The sequence below is a fragment of the Brucella sp. GW823-FHT04E01 genome (assembly GCF_058796175.1).
Window position 1 is genome coordinate 39,988 of record NZ_JBXAIK010000001.1, and the last position, 20,785, is coordinate 60,772.

The window sequence follows — 20,785 nt, forward strand, 5'->3', positions numbered from 1 at the left end:
TGCTTCGGTTCAGAAGCGGATGTGGCGAAATTGGTAGACGCACCAGATTTAGGTTCTGGCGGGAGACCGTGGGGGTTCGAGTCCCTCCATCCGCACCAACTGCCATAAGGCAAAAGAATTTCTCTCCCGCGACAAGGCAAACAAGCCGGTGACGGCGGGACAATGACAAGAAGTGAAGGTTTGAACATGCAGGTTACCGAAACGCTCAATGAAGGGCTGAAGCGCGAGATCAAAGTCGTGGTTCCGGCCAAGGACCTCGAAGCCAAGCTCGCAGAGCGGCTGGAAACTGCGCGTGACCGCGCCAAGATCAACGGCTTCCGTCCGGGCAAGGTGCCTGCGGCTCACCTCCGCAAGATGTACGGCAAGTCCTTCATGGCGGAAATCGTCAACGAAATCCTCAACGACTCGTCGCGTTCGCTTCTCGCTGAACGCAACGAAAAGTCGGCTACTCAGCCTGAAGTCATCATGTCGGAAGACGAAAAAGAGGCCGAACAGGTTCTCGACGGCAAGGCCGATTTCGTTTTCTCGCTGAACTACGAAGTTCTGCCGGCAATTGAAGTCAAGGACTTCTCGAAGATCGCCGTTACCCGTGAAGTCGTCGATATTTCCGATGAGGAAGTTGACGATCAGGTCAAGCGCATCGCTTCGTCGACCCGCGCCTTCGAAACCAAGAAGGGCAAGGCCGAAAACGAAGATCGCGTCACGATCGACTATCTGGGCAAGCTCGACGGCGAGCCGTTCGAAGGCGGCGCGGACAACGATGCGCAGCTCGTTCTCGGTTCGGGCCAGTTCATTCCGGGCTTCGAAGAGCAGCTCGTTGGTGTCAAGGCTGGCGACGAGAAGGTCATCACTGTGACGTTCCCGGCTGAATACGGCGCTGCCCATCTGGCTGGCAAGGAAGCTACCTTCGACATTACCGTCAAGGAAGTTGCCAAGCCGAACGAACTCGTTCTCGATGATGAAACTGCAAAGAAGCTCGGCATCGAATCGCTTGAGCGTCTGCGTCAGGTTGTTCGCGAACAGATCGAAAGCCAGTACGGCCAGATCACCCGCCAGAAGGTAAAGCGTCAGATTCTCGATGCTCTGGACGGCGACTACCAGTTCGCAACGCCGCAGAAGCTTGTTGACGCTGAATTCAACAACATCTGGCAGCAGATCAACTTCGACCTGCAGCAGGCTGGCCGCACGTTCGAAGACGAAGAAACCACCGAAGAAGCTGCTCGCGAAGAATATCGCAAGCTCGCTGAGCGTCGCGTACGCCTCGGTCTGGTTCTGTCGGAAATCGGCGAAAAGGCTGGCGTTGAAGTTTCTGAAGAAGAACTGCAGCGCGCTGTTTACGATCAGGTTCGTCGCTATCCGGGCCAGGAAAAGGAAATCTACGAATTCCTGCGCAAGACGCCGGATGCCGTTGCCAACCTTCGCGCCCCGATCTTTGAAGAAAAGGTCGTTGACCATCTGCTCGCCAACATCAACGTGACCGACAAGAAGGTCTCGAAGGAAGAGCTGACGGCTGAAGACGAAGATGCAGCTTCGGAAGCAAAGCCTGCCAAGAAGGCTGCTCCCAAGAAGAAGGCCGCTCCTAAGAAGAAGGCCGACGAAGGCAAGTCCGAAGAGGCTTGATCTTCACTTCCAGCATGAATTCGGAGAGGCCGCGCATAGCGCGGCCTTTTCGTTTTGCGATCATGGAAATGGTGGCTGAAAAGCTTGCATCCGGTGGGGCTTTGCTCTAGCCAATACAACAATCAGTTTCAGCCCAATCACAGTATTGTCGAGCCAGTAATGTCCCTAATCGATACGCGTATACCTGAACCCAAACGCTTTATCTCCGGCGCGACCGGCGACTGGGAAGTCGTCATCGGCATGGAAGTCCATGCGCAGGTCACGTCAGAATCGAAGCTGTTCTCCGGCGCTTCCACTTCGTTTGGCGCGGAGCCGAATTCGAATGTTTCTCTGGTTGATGCAGCCATGCCGGGCATGCTGCCGGTCATCAATCTGGAATGCGTCAAGCAGGCGGTTCGCACGGGAATCGGGCTCAATGCTCAGATCAATCTAAAGTCGGTTTTCGACCGCAAGAACTATTTCTATCCCGATCTGCCGCAGGGCTACCAGATCTCGCAGTTCAAGCAGCCTATCGTTGGCGAAGGCAAGATCATGATTTCGGTCGGCCCGGACAATAAGGGCCAGTTCGAAGACGTGGAAATCGGCATCGAGCGCCTGCATCTGGAACAGGATGCGGGCAAGTCCATGCACGACCAGCATCCGACCATGTCCTATGTGGACCTGAACCGTTCTGGTGTGGCGTTGATGGAAATCGTATCGAAGCCGGACCTGCGTTCCTCCGATGAAGCACGCGCTTATCTGACCAAGCTGCGCACGATTGTGCGTTATCTCGGCACTTGCGACGGCAATATGGACGAAGGCTCGATGCGCGCTGACGTAAACGTCTCCGTGCGCCGTCCGGGCGGTGAATTCGGCACGCGTTGCGAAATCAAGAACGTCAACTCGATCCGCTTCGTCGGTCAGGCGATTGAATATGAGGCTCGCCGCCAGATTGCTATTCTCGAGGACGGTGGCTCCATCGATCAGGAAACGCGTCTGTTCGATCCGGTAAAGGGTGAAACCCGGTCCATGCGCTCCAAGGAAGAAGCGCATGACTATCGCTATTTTCCTGATCCGGACCTTCTGCCGCTCGAGTTCGACCAGGCATTCGTGGATGCGCTGGCAGCAGATCTGCCGGAACTGCCGGACGTCAAGAAGCAGCGCCTCGTCGAGAAGCAGGGCATCTCGATCTACGATGCATCGATTCTCGTTACCGAGAAGGCCATTGCTGATTATTATGAATCCGTTGCTGCCGGTCGTGACGGCAAGGCCGCAGCGAACTGGGTCATCAACGATCTCCTCGGCGCGCTGAACAAGGCGGGCAAGGACATTGAGGAATCGCCGGTCAGCCCGGAACAGCTCGGTGCAGTCATCGATCTCATCAAGGAAGGCACGATTTCCGGCAAGATCGCCAAGGATCTTTTCGAGATCGTCTGGAATGAGGGCGGTGACCCGAAGAAGCTCGTTGAAGAACGTGGCATGAAGCAGGTTACGGACACCGGTGCCATCGAGAAGGCCGTGGACGATGTCATTGCCGCCAACCCGGAAAAGGTTGAGCAGGCGAAAGCCAAGCCGACGCTGGCTGGCTGGTTCGTTGGTCAGGTCATGAAGGCAACGGGCGGGAAGGCCAACCCGCAATCCGTGAATGAACTGGTCAAGGCCAAGCTCGGGATTGAAGAGTAATGTGGGTCAGAAGCGCGACAGAGGCTGATCTCAAGGCAGTGCATGAGCTGCTTGTATCGACCTGGCACGCGACCTTTGACGACATCCTCGGGCGGGAAACGGTGGATTCCGTTACCGCCCGGTGGCACGGCATCGCTGTTCTGAAGGCCAATCTGAAGAAGCCTTATTCGGAGTTCATTGTCGCCGATAACGGCAATGGTGGCATCGACGGAATGGCTTTTGCCAGCCAGTCCGAAGCAGGCAAGGCTTCGCTGCATCAGCTTTATGTTCGTCCCGACACGCAGGTTCAAGGCATTGGAACGATGCTTCTCGCCGAAATCGAGATGGCTTTTCCTGATGTTCGAACGATGAAGCTTGAAGTGATCGAACGAAACACCAAGGCGGTGAATTTCTACGAGCGCAAGGGCTATACCAAAGTCGGCCGGAACGAGGATTGGGGCGATCCCAATTGCAAGGAACCGGTACTGGTTATGGAAAAGTCGCTTGAAAGCTGGAATATGTAAAGCATGTCTTCCCAAAGTGGGATCCGGTTTGAGGATCAAGGCATGCTAGAATATAAAAGCCTGACGCGCGCGGCGTTTTGGGCCCATCATACTCTTGTGACAGCGGCAACTTGACCCTTGCCATGGCCGGTCGATAGGGCCATAAGCAAGAAAACCCGGTGGTTTCGGTCACCTGTGGCAATAATGGATCTGGAATAGGTCATGAAGAAATTTATTACGCAAGTTTTCACCTGGTGGAACGGCCAGACGCTCGGCACGCGGTTTCATACGTGGCGCAAGGGCGAGCGCGTCGGTGAAGACGAGTTCGGCAATATCTATTATCAGGGCGGCAAGGACTCCGAAGGTCGCACACGTCGCTGGGTAATCTTCAATGGCTATGCGGAAGCAAGTGCTATTCCTCCCGGCTGGCATGGCTGGATGCATCATCGCGTTGACACGCCGCCTACCAAGGAAGACTACAAGCCGCGCGACTGGCAGAAGCCGCATCTGCAGAACCTGACCGGTTCTCCGCTGGCATATCGTCCGAAAGGCGCCATTGCCCGTCCGGGCACGGAACCTGCGGAACGTCCACGCGTGACCGGCGAATACGATGCCTGGACACCGGGCAACTGATAATCGGTTTTGATTTTTGTCCGGCGCGTTCATCCGCGCCGGATTTATTATGTGTCCGCCTTTTGACGCTATAGCGGAAAAGGTTTGAGGATAGACGGCTCGCTTAAGACCAGCGGCAGCATTGCGGCTTGCGACTGGGCAACGAATCGTCACATTTCATGCTTAGGAATTGTTCCGGCTTAATTTAAACCCTTTGGATGCGGATCTCCGTTTTGACGAAGCAATCTCACGGCGCGGCTGGCAACGGAAAAAACCCGATAAAAAGGGCTGTTCAGGTTGCCTTGATTTCGCTCATTGCGACCACCAGCAGCTTTCAAGCAGCAATGGCCGAACGCATCACCAATCCAGTTGCTGAGTTCTCGGGTCTCGATAAAATCACCGGGCGTATTACGACGTTCGACGTCTATATCAATGAGACAGTTCAGTTCGGCGCCCTTCAGGTAACGCCGAAAGTTTGTTATTCGCGCACAGAGAACGAAGCACCACGCACCGATGGTTTCGTTGAAGTCGAAGAGATCACGCTTGACCGAAAGATTCGCCGTATTTTTACCGGCTGGATGTTTGCCGATAGTCCGGGTCTCAATGCTGTCGAGCATCCGATCTATGACGTCTGGCTGAAGGACTGCAAGCAGAAGTCGGAAGTGCCTCCGCCGGATCAGCGCAATTAACCGCAGCTACTTAGAAACGCGCGATACCATCCAGCGCGTTTTCCAGCAGCTTCTCGTATTTTTTCCTTGGAACTTCCACAGCGCCGAATCTTTCAAGATGCGGTGTGGTGAACTGCGTGTCGAGCAGCACGAAGCCTTGCTTCACCAGATGCTGGACCAGATAGGCAAGACAGACCTTTGACGCGTCCCGTTTGCGTGTGAACATGCTCTCGCCGAAAAAGGCACGCCCAAGCGTTACCCCATAAAGTCCACCGACGAGCTGTTCGTCATGCCAGGCTTCGACCGTGTGGCAATGTCCTATCTCGAACAGATTCTTATAGGCTTCGCGGATAGGTCCATTGATCCATGTGCGCGCGCGTTCACCGGTTCCGCTGGCACAACCTTCGATCACACCATCAAAATCGTTATCGAGCTTTATGTCAAAAAGGCCCTGGCGGATGGTCTTCTGGAGGCTTTTCGGCATGTGGAAGCCATCAAGGGGTATGACACCGCGCCTCTCGGGACGAACCCAAAAGACTTCGGGATCGTCGGCTTCTTCGGCCATGGGAAATATTCCCGTGGCATAGGCCCGCAGGAGTAACTCCGGTTCGATTGAATAGTCGTCCGGGGACACTCCTGCGGTCACTTTCGTCAGGCGCTTTCGCTCTTGGTTTTCTTGGCCAGATACTTTTCAAGCCAATGAATGTCGTAATCGCCGTTAGCGATATCCTGATTGGCAATCAAGTCCTGGAAAAGCGGGAGGGTGGTTTTCACACCATCCACCACGAACTCGTCCAGCGCACGGCGCAGACGCATCATGCATTCGACGCGATTGCGACCATGCACGATGAGCTTGCCGATAAGGCTGTCGTAGTAAGGCGGAATGCGATAGCCGGAATAGACGCCCGAATCCACGCGGATGCCGAGGCCACCCGGCGTATGATAATGCGTGATCAGGCCCGGCGAAGGCGCAAAAGTCAGCGGGTCTTCAGCGTTGATACGGCATTCGATGGCATGGCCGGAGAAGCGGATATCCTTCTGCTTTACCGACAGGCCGAGGCCAGCTGCAACGCGAATCTGCTCGTGAACGAGATCGATACCCGTGATGGCTTCCGTAATCGGATGTTCCACCTGAAGACGCGTATTCATTTCGATGAAATAGAATTCGCCGTCTTCATAAAGGAACTCGATCGTTCCCGCACCGCGATAGCCCAGTTCCGCACAGGCGTTGGCGCAGACCATGCCGATCTTGTCGCGTGCTTCTGCATTGAGCGCCGGTGAATTGGCTTCTTCCCAAACCTTCTGGTGGCGGCGCTGCAACGAGCAGTCGCGTTCGCCCAGATGGATGGCATTGCCGGCACCGTCGCCCATGACCTGAACTTCGATGTGGCGCGGCTTTTCGAGATATTTCTCGATATAGACCGCGTCGTCACCAAAGGCTGCACCAGCTTCGGTCCGCGCGGTTGCAAGTGCTACCGAAAGATCTTCTTCGGTGCGGGCAACCTTCATGCCGCGTCCGCCACCACCGGCCGAAGCCTTGATGATGACCGGATAACCGATTTCCTTCGCGATGCGAGCGGCTTCGACGTCATCCGTCACACCGCCGTCAGAACCAGGAACAACCGGAATGCCGAGGCGCTTTGCAGTGCGCTTGGCTTCGATCTTGTCGCCCATGATGCGGATATGCGAAGCGGTGGGGCCAATGAAGGTGATGCCGTGCGCTTCAAGAATTTCCGCGAACTTGGCGTTCTCCGACAGGAAGCCATAACCCGGATGGATTGCGTCAGCGCCCGTGATCTCGCAAGCAGCAACGATCTGATGGATGTTCAGATAGCTGTCGCGCGATGGCGGCGGCCCGATGCAGACACTTTCGTCTGCCAGACGCACATGCATCGCGTCGGCGTCTGCCGTGGAGTGAACGGCGACGGTCTTGATGCCCAGTTCCTTACAAGCCCTGAGCACGCGAAGAGCGATTTCGCCACGATTGGCTATGAGTATCTTTTGAAACATTGCGCTTTGCTGCCCGTTCATTGAATAAGCCGTAATCTGTTGTCTTATTCGATTACGACGAGCGGCTCACCGAATTCAACCGGCTGAGCGTCTTCGATGAGGATGGCCTTGACCGTACCAGCCCGCGGGGCCGGAATCTGGTTCATGGTCTTCATGGCTTCGATGATGAGAAGCGTCTGACCTTCCTTCACCTGTGCGCCGACTTCGATGAAGTTGCGAGCACCCGGAGCCGGAGCGAGATAGGCAGTGCCAACCATCGGCGATGGAACGGCGTTCTTCGACAGATCGGCCTTGGTCGGTTCGGCGGCTGCAGCAGCTGGCGCGGCAGCAACAGCAACAGGGGCTGCGGCTGGCATAACGGTTGCTGCGGCCTGAACCGTGACCTTGCGCGAAACGCGGATACGCAGATCGCCATGTTCGACTTCGATATCGGTCAGGTCGGTTTCATTGAGAATGTCCGCCAGGTCGCGGATCGTTTCCTTGTCGATGACGGAATTTTTGCTGGACATATCAGGCCCCTTTAACGCTTTGCCCGTTGTTTTCTTCTTCTTTGGCAATTGCCGCAAGTGCGCGCAGACCGAGCAGATATCCTTCCGCGCCAAAGCCGCAAATAACGCCTTTGGCGACTGCGGATACATAGGAGTGATGCCGGAAAGCCTCACGCGCATGAATGTTCGAAAGATGCACTTCCACGACCGTTACCTTGGCCGAGCGGATTGCATCATGAATAGCAACCGAAGTGTGGCTGTAAGCGGCTGGATTGATGAGGACATAGGCGTTTCTATCGCCAGCCTCCTGAATCCAGGTCACCAGATCGCCTTCGTAATTGGACTGACGGAAATCGACATCAAGTCCGAGTTGTTCAGCCTCACGCTTGCAGTCCGCCTCGATATTCTCGAGCGTTGCAACACCGTATATCCCCGGTTCTCGTTTACCGAGAAGGTTGAGATTGGGGCCGTTCAAAACAAAAACCGTTTTTGCCATATCCGTCCGCGACTGATAACGCGTTACCGCGAAATTTCGGTACACTTCGCATTTCATATAGAGGGCTTGGAAGCAAGCCGAAACCCTCTAAATCATTGCAGATGTTTTGCCGAACCGGTTTTTCCCGCTATTCTTTGCAAAATAAGCAGCCGATAAGGCAATTTCTCTTCACGCAACATAAACATTGGATGCCACGGCATAAACTGTTTCACAAAAGTGATCAGTCAAGCCATGGCCGATCAGCTTATTTTTTCGCTGCAGCGCGCGCTGCTGCGATTCTCTCAACCAGACCATCGACGCCGATTGCACCTGGAACCAGTTCATCGCCGATGATGTAGGATGGTGTGCCGGTAATGTTGAGCTGTTGCGCCAGCTGATAGGTCTGCTGGAATGCGCCGGTGATGGCCGGATCTTTCATCTTTTCGCGCAGCTGTGTTTCATCAGCGCCTAGCTTTACGGCATCGGCGATGGCGGAATCTTCCGTTGCACGCTCCTGCGCGCCGAGCAGTACTTGGTGGAATTCAGCATATTTTTCCGGCATCAGCGCTCTGAATGCCTGTGCCACGATATGCGCCTTGGCCGAATCCGGGCCAAGAATCGGGAATTCCTTCATGACAAAACGGACATTCTTGTCGGTTTTCAGGATCGCTTCCATGTCGGGCAGTGCCCGCTTGCAATACCCGCAATTGTAATCAAAGAACTCGTAGACCGTCACGTCGCCGTCCGGATTGCCGAAGACTGCATCATGCTTGGGGTCATAAAGGGCAGCGCGATTGGCAGTCAGCACCTGCTTGATCTGTTCCTGCGCCGCGTGTGCCTGCTTGGTTTCCAGCGCGCTTTGCACTTCCAGCATCAGTTCGGGATTCTGGATGAGATAGTTGCGCACGACGTTTTCAATGGCCTGCTGGTTCATCGCTGCCGGGGCTGCGGAAGCAGCAGGGCTTTCCACGGCAGCTGGAGCCTGCCGGGCAGTGCCTGCATAATAACCCGCTGCAAGAGCTGCGATGCCCACAATGCCGCTGGCAACTGTTATGGAAACTATGTTCTTCATTCCAAATTCCAATCTGTCCTTAATATCGCTATCAGGCGCAAACGGCCTTACTTGCTTTTCTTGGCATTAATGATGTCCTGCGCGCGAAGCCAATCGGGCGAACGGGGCTTCATCTGCTTTTGCGCGCGGATGGCGAAGATCTGGGCCTGCTGAAGCTTGCCAGAATAGTAGTTCATATCGGCAGTGGCGAGGTCGGCCAGCGCCATATCGCCTTGCTGGCCATATGCTTGCGCCAGATAACCATATCCGCCCGGAAACTCCGGATCGGAAGCTATACCTGCCTTGATCTCCTTGATCGCCGTCGGCATGTTTGCCTTGGCACCGGTGAGCATGAGCGCACGCCCATAGCTCATGCGCAGCAACGGCGATTTGCGCGGATCGAGCGAAACCGCCTTCTGGAAAGCCTTTGCCGCTCCCGCGGCATCATTGGCTTTCAGCAAGACTTCGCCACGCATTTCCTGGAAATACGGGTTTTTTGGCTGTTCCTTGATCAAGGCATCAAATTTCGGCAGCGCAGAGCGGGCAGAGCCGTTCAGGAATGTTGTGATGGCATTGCCATAGCGGGCAGGTAGTCCGCCGGGATTGCTGCGGAACATGCGCTGCAGCGCGCCCATATTGCCCGAATAAGCAGCAATCTTCGCGCGCGCCATATCGTGCCGCATTTGCAAGGCCGGAGAATCGGTTTTGTTGAAGTACGGGCTCTTTCGTGCAAGCTCTTCCAGATTGGCAATTCGCTCACGCGGGAGAGGGTGGCTGATACGATATTGGTCGATCTGGGTGCCCGTAAGCGACAGAGCCGATGCGAAACGCTCGAACGTATCGAGCATGCCCTTGGTCGACTGACCGGTGGCATTGAGATAGTTCACGGCAAGACGATCGGCGGTCATTTCTTCCGTGCGCTGATAGTTGAGTACGCTGCGCATGGCTATTTCGCTTGAGCCCATAGCAATACCAGCGCCAGCGCCCGCGGCGTTGCCGCTGCCGCTCGCAGCGCCTGCAACGCCGGCGCCAACGCCAAGCAGCATACCAATGATCGCCATGTTGCGGGCGCGGCTGAGCTGTTCACGCAAACGCTCCTGATGCCCGCCTGCAAGGTGTCCCGATTCGTGTGCGATCACGCCAATGATTTCATTGGGCGTTTCTGCCTGCATGATTGCGCCTGTATTTATGAAAATACGCCGTCCATCAACGAAGGCATTGAAGCTTTGCGAATTGACCAGAATAACGCGAACGCCGCGACCACCCAAACCTGCAGCCTTGAGGATCGGCGCAGCGTAATCGGCAACAAGTGCCTCGATTTCCGCGTCCCGGACGATAGGCACACCACCGCCACGCGACTGCGCGAATGCAGGGAGGGCACTGGTAACGGCTATGGACATTGCGGCCACTACCGCGACCGAACGGCGAACCAAACTATGGAAAGAAAATCTCCCAGCTGGGAAAGGTGCAGTCATCGTCCCCATCGTGTTGTTCTTCCTTCTTCAAACCGGCGCGAATCTTATAACCTTTGCATTCAATCATCGATAGGCAGGCGAGACATAATCTCCATCTCGGGATTTGGTCGTAATTTCTCGTAAAGTGCTGTTGCTTTACCAATCCGGCGATTATACGGCGGATGTAGAATGCGAAACTCGCAAGTTTCTGGAGGTAAAGTTGGTCACTCTTTCCAGCCGCAGTGCGGTCGAGCCCTTTCACGCTATGGACGTTTTGGCTGAGGCAAACCGTCGTCGCGCAGCCGGGCACCCGATTATTTCCATGGCGGTAGGCCAGCCTGCGGATCCGGCACCGGTGGTCGTTCGAGAAGCCGCTGAACGTGCCTTGAAGGACGGTCGCATTGGTTACACTGACGCTCTGGGGCTGATTGAACTGAGAGAGGCCATTGCTGGGCATTATGCCGATCATTACGGTGTTTCGGTCTCACCGGAACGTGTTGCCGTCACGACTGGCTCGTCTGCTGCATTCAATCTGGCCTTTGTGGTCTATTTCGATCCGGGCGACAGGGTTGCTATTACCCGTCCCGGCTACCCCGCCTATCGCAATATATTGACGGCGCTAGGCCTTGAGGTTGTGGAAATACCGACCGGCAATGGAACATCGTCGTCACTGACTGCTGAAGCGCTTGCTGCGGCACATGCCGAGAAGCCCCTGAAAGGGGTATTGTTTGCAAGCCCGGCCAATCCGACCGGCGCGATCATCGACAAGCCGGAACTGAAAACGATCATCGAAACGGCGAATGAACTTGGCATTCGGGTCATTTCAGACGAAATCTATCATCGGCTTTCCTATGAAACGGACGATGTCACGGCGTTGGAGATTTCCGATGATGTGACGGTCATCAACTCGTTCTCCAAATACTACTGCATGACCGGCTGGCGTATTGGCTGGATGGTTCTGCCCGAAGACGATATCCGTGCAATCGAGCGACTGAGCCAGAGCCTTTATATCTCCGCACCGGAGCTTTCGCAGCGCGCTGCCATCGAAGCCTTCCATGCAACGGCGGAACTTGAGCGGGTAAAGGATCGCTATCGTCAGAACCGGCTGATCCTGCGGGATCATCTTCCACGCATGGGTCTCAGCCTGGCTGCACCGATGGATGGCGCATTCTATGCCTATTGCGACGTTTCGCGTTTCACCAATGACAGTTTGGAATTTGCTCGCCGCATGATTGCCGAAATCAATATAGCAGCAACACCGGGACGCGATTTCGACCCGCTGGATGGACATCGCACTATGCGATTTTCCTATGCTGGCAAGATCGAAGAAATGGAAGAGGCTGTTCGTCGCCTTGAAGGCTGGCTGCCACAACAGAAAGCCTGAGCCGGTTCCGGTTTCGTCCAACCATTTACCAATATCGAAAGATAAAGAAAAACCGGCGTTTCCGCCGGTTTTTTCATTTCAATCATGAAACAGATCTCAGAAGAAACCCTTCTTCTGCCACCAGCCAGCACGCTTGGGCTTCTGGTCTTCGCTCTCGCTTGAAGTCACAACGGGCTCAGCGCTTTTCTGCGGTTCGGCAATCGTTGCTACTTCTGCTTCGACGGCTACCGTCTCTTCGACTTCGACAGCTGGTTTCGCAGCAGCTCTGCGGGTACGCCGCTTTGGCTTCTCCGCTTCTGCTTCTGCCTCATCGGCGACCGCTACCGGTTCAGCAGGAGCTTCTTCGGCAACCTTCTTGCGGCTACGGGTCTTGCGCGCAGGCTTGGCAGGCTTTTCCTCTGCTACAGCAGCTACGACGTCCTCAGCCGCTTCTTCAGTCTTCGCAGACTTGCGAGCGCGGGGCTTGCGGGCAGTCTTGGCAGGCTTTTCCTCGGCTGTTGCTTCAATAGCCGGAACAGCAACTTCAGCTGCTTGTTCCACCGCTACCGATGCAACTGCTTCGACAACAGCTTCCTCAGCTTTAACCGGCAGAACCGGCGTGTAACCGACGAACTCCGGATCTGGAACCTTGCGTGCACGCGGTTCGTCGTCGCGACGATTCTTGCGTCCGCCCCGGCGACCGCGGCGACGCTTCTTGCGGCGATCTTCTTCGCTCAGCGAAGCATTCGAAGATGATTCCTGCGCGTCATCGGCGTCATCGTCTTCGTCGGAGGCATCTTCCGAAACGGAATCGGTCTTTGCAGCCTGTTCCGGGTTCTCGCGATCACGACCGCCGCGACGACGACGACGGCGGCGACGCTTGCGATCACCTTCGTCACCACGATCTTCGCGAGCCTGAACGTCAGCCGTCGCTTCTTCTTCGGCTTCGTCCTCATCGACCGGGATTTCCGGGTCTTCGATATCGTCTTCAATATAGGCCATCGGCTGAACCGGAGGCTGAGTGATAGGCCGTGTCGACGCCGCGCCCTTGTCGATAACGAAATGCTGATGGCCGACGCTTTCGTCGGCGTCGATGCTGATGGCAACGCCGAAGCGGCCTTCCAGATCCGCCAGCAACTGACGCTTGTGGTTCAGCACATAAAGCGCCGAAGCCGCTGGCGTGCGAACATTGATGTCAAAGCCCGAATGACGCAGCAGATAATCTTCGATGCCGCGAATGATATGCAGCGCCATCGACGAATCCGAGCGGACATGGCCAGTGCCGCCGCAATGCTGGCACACCTGCATCGTGCTTTCCAGCACCGATGCGCGAATACGCTGGCGCGACATTTCCAGTAGGCCGAAATGCGAGATGCGGCCAACCTGAATGCGGGCGCGGTCGTCCTTCAGGCAATCCTTCATCTTCTTTTCGACAGCGCGATTGTTGCGCTTTTCTTCCATGTCGATGAAGTCGACGACGATCAGCCCGGCCAGGTCGCGCAGGCGCAGCTGGCGCGCCACTTCCTCGGCTGCTTCCAGATTGGTCTGGAGCGCGGTGTCTTCGATGGAATGTTCGCGCGTCGAGCGACCGGAGTTGACATCGATGGCAACCAGCGCTTCGGTCTGGTTGATTATCAGATAGCCGCCCGATTTCAGCGTCACCTGCGGCAGCAGCATGCGGTCGAGCTGGGCTTCGACGCCGTTGCGTGTGAAAATCGGCACTTGTTCACGATAAGGCTGGACCACCTTGGCATGGCTCGGCATGAGCATGCGCATGAAGTCCTTGGCCTCGCGATAGCCGTTCTCGCCGGAAACGAGGATTTCCGTGATGTCCTTGTTATAAAGGTCGCGGATCGAGCGCTTGATCAGGCTGCCTTCTTCATAGACGAGGGAAGGTGCTGTCGACTGCAAGGTCAGCGTGCGGACATTTTCCCAAAGGCGCATCAGATATTCGTAGTCGCGCTTGACTTCCGCCTTGGTGCGATTGGCGCCAGCGGTACGCAGGATCACGCCCATGCCCTGCGGCACTTCGAGTTCCTTGACGATTTCCTTCAGGCGCTTGCGATCCTGCGGTTGGGTGATCTTGCGGGAAATGCCGCCGCCACGCGCGGTGTTCGGCATCAAAACCGAATAGCGTCCGGCAAGCGAAAGATAGGTCGTAAGAGCAGCGCCCTTGTTGCCGCGCTCTTCCTTGACCACCTGCACCAGAAGAATCTGGCGACGCTTGATCACTTCCTGAATGTTGTACTGGCGGCGATTGGTACGGGCAGGCGTCGGAAGCTCCTCAAGTGCATCTTCCGAACCAACAGATTCGACCATGTCCTCTTCATGTTCGATGTCGTCCTCGTCGCCGTTATCGAGGGCTTCGGAGATCACATCGCTTTTCTGCGAAAGAGCCATGGCCGGTGTGCCGGGCACGTAATTCTCAAAAGCCGGGCCGACGGGCTCGGCTGCAGGCAATCCCTTGTCGGCTGCATTGGCCTGCGCGTCGCCATTCTGGCCGTCACGACGACCGCGACGACGGTTGCGGCGCGAACGATCGTTCCGGTCGCTGCGCTCGCTTCGTTCACTCTTGGCGCGCGGTTCGTCCTCATCGTCTTCGGCGCGTGCGGCCTTAGCTTCCGCTTCGAGCAGCGCAAGACGATCTGCTACCGGGATCTGGTAGTAGTCAGGGTGGATTTCCGAGAATGCGAGGAAGCCATGGCGATTGCCACCATATTCCACGAACGCAGCCTGAAGCGAAGGTTCGACGCGGGTAACGCGTGCGAGGTAGATATTGCCTTTCAGCTGCTTCTTGTGTTCCGACTCAAAGTCGAATTCTTCAATCTTGTTGCCCCGAGTGACGATAACCCGGGTCTCCTCCGGGTGGGAGGCATCTATAAGCATTTTGTTGGACATTATTGTCTTTCCTGCCGGCGCCAAGACGCAAAACGCGTGCGCCGGACGAAACCCTGAGGGCTGTCGTGCTCACTGCGTTGCATCTGCCGGATGGTTCTGGGTTCGTCGGAAAAAAAGCTGCTGCCTCCGCGCGCGACGGCCTCGTGGCGATCACGGTCTTCAGGCTTGCAGTGGTCAGTCTTGCTTGACCCATAGCTGTTCCGAACGAAACGACCTCATATATGACCCGGAAAAGCCGGGCCGACCTCTGTGCTCTTTTCGAGCGTTGGCGACAGCGCGTAAAGATGCGCAGTCGGCCGATAGAAACGGAGGGCGGGGGAGCCACATCTCCGCTGAATTCTGTACTGGTTATCGGGGGCGACGAATGAATATGCCGCTGTTTTCACTATCATTCCTTGCGGTTCATTTTGAGAACCGGCAAACGATTCTGATAGTTCACCCAAAACCTTTCATAGCTTTTATGGCGTCGTTTGAACGATGACAAGTGCGAATATCATTTGACATTCGCATCGCAATTTCGCCGAAAGCTGAGTATAGGCCCTGTTCAAGGTCGAAATACGGCTGGAAATCCTTCCTTAACTGTAGTTTTGTACGAGTGTTTTAATGGGTATTCGGGCGAGATGGTGCAGGGGCAAGCGTGCCGGTATCGCAATTATTGATACCAGTCATTCAATGATGTTCTTGATTGTGGCAGCCGATGCATTTTCGATACGCTGAAAACGCTATGACACGATTGGCGAGTTTGCGATGCCTTCTGGCGTTGTTCGCTCTCTTGTCGATTTTGCTGTTGCAGGCTGTATCTGTTTCCGCTGCTGATCGCGTGACGTCTCCATTATCAGCACTGACTTTCCGGATGGCCGGCGACGATCTGCGAACGCGCATTGTTGTCATGTTCGATCAGGAGCCAAAGCTGTCGACCCTGCTTCTGGATAATCCACATCGTCTGGTTGTCGACCTGCCTGAGACGCGGTTTGGTTTTGATGAAAAAAGTCTCGAAGCCCGAGGACTGGTATCCCGAGTTCGTTACGGGCTGGTGGGCAAGGGTCGTTCACGCCTCATCCTGACATTACGCGGTCCGTTCAAGGTCGAGGATCTCCGTGTTCTGAAAAATGACAGCGCATCGGGCTATCGCCTTGTGGCCGATATCGTTGCGACTTCGGATCGCGAATTTGCAGATCAGCTCAAGGGGCGCGAGGAAATAACAAGTTCCACGGATCGCAGTGAAAAGCCTGTTCAGGCCGCATCCCAGAGCACGCCTGCCACGCGTCCGTTTACCGTTATGATCGATCCCGGTCACGGTGGTATCGATAGCGGTGCGGAAAGCCTGAGCGGCATCAAGGAAAAAGACCTGACCCTCGCTTTCGGACAGGAGCTCAGAGATCGTCTGGCGCAGGACAAGAATATCAAAGTTCTCATGACGCGTGATGACGACACCTTCTTGCGACTTTCAGAACGGGTGCGGATTGCGCGTCAGCACGAAGCGGATTTGTTCATTTCCATCCACGCCGATACGATCAATCAGCATGATATTCGCGGTGCGACGGTCTACACAATTTCCGACAAGGCATCGGACTCCGTTGCGCGCGCCATGGCTGAGCGTGAAAACAAGTCTGACACCCTTGCAGGTGCGGCGCCTGAGGAGCAGCCCGAGGTCACCGACATTCTTCTCGATCTGACGAGACGCGAAACGCATACATTCTCGCTGAGCTTTGCCGAGAAGGTGATTCATTCGCTGCAAGGACAAGTGAATCTCATCAATAATCCGCATCGCTTTGCCGGTTTTCAGGTGCTGCGTGCGCCGGATGTGCCGTCCGTCTTGATCGAAATTGGATATTTGTCCAATGCCGAGGACGAAAAGCTGATCAGCAATCCTGAATGGCGCAAGAAGCTTGCAGACCGGCTGGCGATTGCGATCAGGGCTTTTGAAGCCTTGAAGCATCCCGCAAGCGTGAGCAAAGGGTAGGGACCTGAAAAGTGGAGATGTCCCACTTGGAGTTACATGCACTTCAGCTTATAAGATGCATGCTTGCAACAGTTTTGTGGATTTTCGTCGTGCAGACGAAAGTGACCGCGTTAAATTGGTAAAAACACGTAAACCATCTTGCCTTTGACTCATTTGCTGGTCACTAAGCCAGTAGTTGCCATACGGCATAATTGGGTTAAAGGGTTGGCTGTTCGTGCTTTGACCCTTATCATGTGAATAATCTGAAGGCAGGATTCCGCATTTATGGTAAGGCTTATCGGATATTTCTTCGGGATCGGAACGGTGCTGATGCTCCTCGTGGCAGGTGGCGTCGCCCTTTACGTCGGAAGTCTCACGAAGGATTTGCCAGATTACGAGGTGCTCGCAAAATACGAGCCGCCCGTCATGACGCGTGTTCACGCCTCGGACGGTAGTCTGATGTCGGAATTCGCGCGCGAGCGCCGTCTTTATATTCCTATTCAGGCCGTGCCGAACCGTGTGAAAGCCGCTTTCGTTTCGGCTGAAGACAAGACCTTCTACGAACATCATGGTCTCGATTTTGCGGGTCTCGCCCGCGCCATGATAACGAACGTCAAGAATATGGGCTCTGGTCGTCGCCCGGTTGGCGCATCCACGATCACGCAGCAGGTTGCGAAGAACTTTCTTCTGACGTCCAAGCAGACCTATGATCGCAAGATCAAGGAAGCCATCCTGGCGATGCGCATCGAGCAGGCCTACTCGAAGGACCGCATTCTCGAGCTCTATCTCAACGAAATCTTCTTCGGTCTTGGTTCCTACGGTATTGCCAGCGCTGCTTTGACCTATTTCGACAAATCGGTCGGTGAACTTTCCATCGCAGAGAGCGCTTATCTCGCAGCCCTGCCGAAAGGTCCGAACAACTACCATCCTTTCCGCCAGCCCGAGCGCGCTATCGAGCGCCGCAACTGGGTGATCGACCGGATGAGCGAAAACGGCTACATCACCGCCGAAGAAGCGACGGAAGCCAAGAAGCAGCCGCTCGGTGTGAAGGAACGTTCAGACGCCCATTATGTGTTCGCGTCGGAATATTTCACCGAGGAAGTGCGCCGCCAGATCATCCAGAAATACGGTGTCGATGCGCTTTACGAAGGCGGTCTTTCTGTTCGCACCACGCTGAACCCGACCTTGCAGGTCGAGGCTCGCAAGTCCCTGCAGGCGGCATTGCTTCGTTATGATGAGGCGCGTGGCTGGCGCGGTCCCATGAAGAATGTCGAGCTTGGCAATGACTGGGGTACGGCCTTCGGTGACATGCAGTCCTACGCGGACGTGCCGGAATGGCAGCTTGCGATCGTGCTCAATGTTTCTGCCGCTGGCGCAGATATTGGTCTGCAGCCGCCGCTTGAGGCATCAGGCTCGCGCAGCAAGGAGCGCAAGCGCGCATTCATCGCCGCTGACGATATGAAGTGGGCCATGCGTGTCGTGAATATTGGTGGCAAGCGCACTAGCGCCAAGTCGCCGGAAGGCGTTCTGAAGGCGGGAGACATTGTCTATGTCTCCAAGGAAGGTGATTCCCGTTTCCGTCTCCAGCAGCCGCCGAAGCTTGAAGGTGCGCTCGTTGCCATGGACCCGCATACTGGCCGTGTTCTGGCCATGGTTGGCGGTTTCTCCTATGCGGAATCGGAATTCAACCGCGCAACACAGGCCTATCGTCAGCCCGGTTCTTCGTTCAAGCCGTTTGTTTATGCTGCGGCTCTCGACAATGGCTATACGCCTGCTTCCGTTGTTCTGGACGGCCCGCTGGAAGTCAATCAGGGTGGTACGCTCGGCGTCTGGGCGCCGAAGAATTATTCCGGCAAGTTCTCCGGTCCTTCTACGCTGCGCTACGGTATCGAACAGTCGCGTAACGTCATGACTGTGCGTCTTGCACAGGACATGGGCATGAAACTTGTAGCCGAATATGCCGAACGCTTCGGTATCTACGACAAGATGCTGCCGGTTCTTTCGATGGCGCTTGGTGCCGGCGAAACGACTGTTCTGCGCATGGTGACCGCATATTCCATCATTGCGAATGGCGGCCAGAGCATAACGCCGTCGATGATCGACCGCATTCAGGACCGCTACGGCAAGACGGTCTTCAAGCACGATGCCCGCCAGTGCGAGGGCTGCAATGCACAGGATTGGGCAAATCAGGATGAGCCGACGCTGATCGACAATCGCGATCAGGTACTTGATCCGATGACCGCCTATCAGATCACCTCGATGATGGAAGGCGTCGTTCAGCGCGGTACAGCGCAGATCTTGAAGAGCCTCGACCGTCCGATGGCTGGCAAGACCGGTACGACAAACGACGAAAAGGATGCCTGGTTTGTCGGCTTCACGCCCGATCTCGTAGTCGGCGTCTTCATGGGTTACGATACGCCGACGCCGCTCGGTCGCGGCAATACCGGTGGTGGTCTGGCAGCGCCTGTGTTCAAGTCGTTCATGGAACAGGCTCTGGTCGGGACGCCGAAAGTCGATTTCCGCGTACCGGAAGGCATGACGGTCATCGCTATCAACCGCAAAACCGGCATGCGCGCCAATCAGGGCGATCCGAATGTGATCATGGAAGCGTTCAAACCGGGGACGGGTCCATCGGACAGCTATTCGGTTATCGGTATGGATTCCTTCCGCGAAGGTTCTCCGGTTGCACCACAGTCGCCGCAGGCAACACGTGCGATCAACTCGGGATCTGGCGGACTTTACTGACCGGGAAAGCAGGGCTTTGCCCTTTACACCGCGCCGCGTGCTGACTATGGTCCGCGGCGCTTGGGCTATTCGTCCATGCCCGAAAGTCTGGGCCTCGTAACGACCGGTTCAGCTTCTCAAATAAATAGAATGATAATGAAGGAACGATTTGCCCATGCGCGCGGAAATCGAGACGCTGGTTGACGAAATCCAGCAGGCCATAAGCCTGCTGAGGAGGCATCTTTGACTGGGATCAGGCGATAAAACGTCTCGGCTATCTCAATCAGAGAGCCGAAGATCCCACGCTTTGGAATGATGCCCAGGAAGCCCAAAAGCTGATGCGCGAGCGCCAGCAACTGGAAGATAGCATCAATGGCATCAACCATCTGAAGCAGACGCTGAACGACAGCATCGAACTTATCGCCATGGGCGAAGAAGAGGACGACAAGTCGATCATTCAGGATGCGGAAAACACCATCCGCGAACTGAAGCAAGAGATCGACCGTCGCCAGATCGATATGCTGTTGTCGGGCGAAGCCGACGCGAACGACACCTATGTCGAAGTGCATGCCGGTGCTGGTGGTACGGAAAGCCAGGACTGGGCGTCGATGCTCCTGCGCATGTATACGCGCTGGGCCGAGCGTAACGGCCGCAAGGTCGAAGTGATGGAAGTGCACGAAGGCGAAGAAGCGGGCATCAAGTCCGCGACCATTCTCGTCAAGGGGCACAATTCATACGGCATGATGAAGACCGAATCGGGCGTCCATCGCCTGGTGCGAATTTCGCCCTATGATTCCAACGCCCGCCGTCATACGTCCTTTGCCAGCATCTGGGTTTATCCTGTCATCGATGACAATATCGATGTGCAGGTTACGGAAGCGGATGTTCGCATCGATACCTACCGCGCTTCGGGCGCGGGCGGCCAGCACGTCAACACCACCGATTCGGCAGTGCGTATCACACATATTGCGACCGGAATCGTGGTGCAGTGTCAGGCGGAACGCTCACAGCACAAGAACCGCGAAAAGGCTTGGTCGATGCTGCGCGCTCGCCTCTATGAAGAGGAACTGAAAAAGCGCGAAGCAGCGACGGATGCGGCGAATGCCACCAAGACCGAAATCGGTTGGGGACACCAGATTCGCTCCTACGTCCTGCAGCCTTATCAGCTCGTCAAGGATCTGCGTACCGGCGTTGAAAGCACCAACCCCCAGGAAGTGCTGGATGGCTCTGTTACGCCGTTCATGGAAGCCGCACTTGCCCACCGAATTCAGGGTGGCGGCGAAATGATCGACGATATCGACTGATCATTCGCAAACATGCGTACAGAAAGCGAAAC

General features: G+C 55.7%; 17 protein-coding genes and 1 tRNA gene. 11 read left to right on the forward strand and 7 right to left on the reverse strand.

Going from position 1 to position 20,785, the window contains the following annotated elements; genetic code table 11:
* The first annotated feature begins 15 nt into the window (after positions 1 to 15).
* The 6 genes from AC1RHM_RS00205 to AC1RHM_RS00230 all read left to right on the forward strand — a co-directional run bounded on the left by AC1RHM_RS00205 (position 16) and on the right by AC1RHM_RS00230 (position 5,065).
* Positions 16 to 98: transfer RNA gene (locus AC1RHM_RS00205), tRNA-Leu, on the forward strand.
* Between the two features lie 88 nt (positions 99 to 186).
* The gene (tig, locus tag AC1RHM_RS00210) at positions 187 to 1,620 is read left to right on the forward strand and encodes a trigger factor (protein ID WP_029376252.1); all 1,434 of its coding nucleotides are present in this window, start codon (positions 187 to 189) and stop codon (positions 1,618 to 1,620) included.
* A 159-nt stretch (positions 1,621 to 1,779) separates the two neighbouring features.
* A complete protein-coding gene (gene gatB, locus AC1RHM_RS00215; protein ID WP_010661258.1) occupies positions 1,780 to 3,282 on the forward strand; it encodes an Asp-tRNA(Asn)/Glu-tRNA(Gln) amidotransferase subunit GatB in 1,503 nt (500 codons plus the stop codon).
* Entirely contained in the window at positions 3,282 to 3,785 is a 504-nt protein-coding gene (locus AC1RHM_RS00220) for a GNAT family N-acetyltransferase (RefSeq protein WP_105529020.1), read from the forward strand. Before gatB ends, AC1RHM_RS00220 begins: the two co-directional genes overlap by 1 nt.
* 201 nt (positions 3,786 to 3,986) lie before the next feature.
* A complete protein-coding gene (locus tag AC1RHM_RS00225; protein WP_010661260.1) occupies positions 3,987 to 4,397 on the forward strand; it encodes an NADH:ubiquinone oxidoreductase subunit NDUFA12 in 411 nt (136 codons plus the stop codon).
* A gap of 197 nt (positions 4,398 to 4,594) precedes the next feature.
* Positions 4,595 to 5,065, forward strand: coding sequence for a DUF2155 domain-containing protein (locus AC1RHM_RS00230; protein WP_010661261.1), 471 nt, complete (start codon positions 4,595 to 4,597; stop codon positions 5,063 to 5,065).
* Positions 5,066 to 5,075: 10 nt separating this feature from the next.
* Here the strand turns inward: AC1RHM_RS00230 and aat are convergent, their stop codons facing one another.
* The 6 genes from aat to AC1RHM_RS00260 form a co-directional block, all read right to left on the reverse strand.
* The gene (gene aat / locus AC1RHM_RS00235) at positions 5,076 to 5,690 is read right to left on the reverse strand and encodes a leucyl/phenylalanyl-tRNA--protein transferase (RefSeq protein WP_162998209.1); all 615 of its coding nucleotides are present in this window, start codon (positions 5,688 to 5,690) and stop codon (positions 5,076 to 5,078) included.
* Positions 5,691 to 5,695: 5 nt separating this feature from the next.
* A complete protein-coding gene (gene accC / locus AC1RHM_RS00240; protein ID WP_010661263.1) occupies positions 5,696 to 7,054 on the reverse strand; it encodes an acetyl-CoA carboxylase biotin carboxylase subunit in 1,359 nt (452 codons plus the stop codon).
* Between the two features lie 44 nt (positions 7,055 to 7,098).
* Entirely contained in the window at positions 7,099 to 7,563 is a 465-nt protein-coding gene (gene accB / locus AC1RHM_RS00245; protein ID WP_010661264.1) for an acetyl-CoA carboxylase biotin carboxyl carrier protein, read from the reverse strand.
* Between the two features lies 1 nt (position 7,564).
* A complete protein-coding gene (gene aroQ, locus AC1RHM_RS00250; protein ID WP_105529147.1) occupies positions 7,565 to 8,038 on the reverse strand; it encodes a type II 3-dehydroquinate dehydratase in 474 nt (157 codons plus the stop codon).
* Positions 8,039 to 8,282: 244 nt separating this feature from the next.
* Complete coding sequence (locus tag AC1RHM_RS00255) at positions 8,283 to 9,089, reverse strand: DsbA family protein (RefSeq protein WP_010661266.1); 807 nt, start codon at positions 9,087 to 9,089, stop codon at positions 8,283 to 8,285.
* Positions 9,090 to 9,136: 47 nt separating this feature from the next.
* Positions 9,137 to 10,552, reverse strand: coding sequence for a M48 family metalloprotease (locus AC1RHM_RS00260; protein WP_105529021.1), 1,416 nt, complete (start codon positions 10,550 to 10,552; stop codon positions 9,137 to 9,139).
* Positions 10,553 to 10,742: 190 nt separating this feature from the next.
* Between AC1RHM_RS00260 and AC1RHM_RS00265 the strand changes: the two genes are divergently transcribed.
* On the forward strand, positions 10,743 to 11,906 hold the full coding sequence (locus AC1RHM_RS00265) for a pyridoxal phosphate-dependent aminotransferase (RefSeq protein ID WP_105529148.1): 1,164 nt from the start codon (positions 10,743 to 10,745) through the stop codon (positions 11,904 to 11,906).
* Between the two features lie 96 nt (positions 11,907 to 12,002).
* Here the strand turns inward: AC1RHM_RS00265 and AC1RHM_RS00270 are convergent, their stop codons facing one another.
* Complete coding sequence (locus AC1RHM_RS00270) at positions 12,003 to 14,783, reverse strand: Rne/Rng family ribonuclease (protein ID WP_151577017.1); 2,781 nt, start codon at positions 14,781 to 14,783, stop codon at positions 12,003 to 12,005.
* A 2-nt stretch (positions 14,784 to 14,785) separates the two neighbouring features.
* Between AC1RHM_RS00270 and AC1RHM_RS00275 the strand changes: the two genes are divergently transcribed.
* The 4 genes from AC1RHM_RS00275 (at position 14,786) to prfB (ending at position 20,753) form a co-directional block, all read left to right on the forward strand.
* Positions 14,786 to 14,971, forward strand: a complete 186-nt coding sequence (locus AC1RHM_RS00275) for a hypothetical protein (protein ID WP_010661270.1) — start codon at positions 14,786 to 14,788, stop codon at positions 14,969 to 14,971.
* Between the two features lie 536 nt (positions 14,972 to 15,507).
* The gene (locus tag AC1RHM_RS00280; protein WP_105529023.1) at positions 15,508 to 16,746 is read left to right on the forward strand and encodes an N-acetylmuramoyl-L-alanine amidase; all 1,239 of its coding nucleotides are present in this window, start codon (positions 15,508 to 15,510) and stop codon (positions 16,744 to 16,746) included.
* Positions 16,747 to 17,010: 264 nt separating this feature from the next.
* Positions 17,011 to 19,470, forward strand: coding sequence for a penicillin-binding protein 1A (locus AC1RHM_RS00285; RefSeq protein ID WP_010661272.1), 2,460 nt, complete (start codon positions 17,011 to 17,013; stop codon positions 19,468 to 19,470).
* A 154-nt stretch (positions 19,471 to 19,624) separates the two neighbouring features.
* Positions 19,625 to 20,753, forward strand: a protein-coding gene (gene prfB, locus AC1RHM_RS00290; RefSeq protein WP_105529024.1) for a peptide chain release factor 2 whose coding sequence is annotated in 2 segments (ribosomal slippage) — positions 19,625 to 19,693 and positions 19,695 to 20,753 — 1,128 coding nt in all. Because the reading frame shifts where the segments join, the coding sequence is not laid out codon by codon here.
* The last annotated feature ends 32 nt before the right edge of the window (positions 20,754 to 20,785 follow it).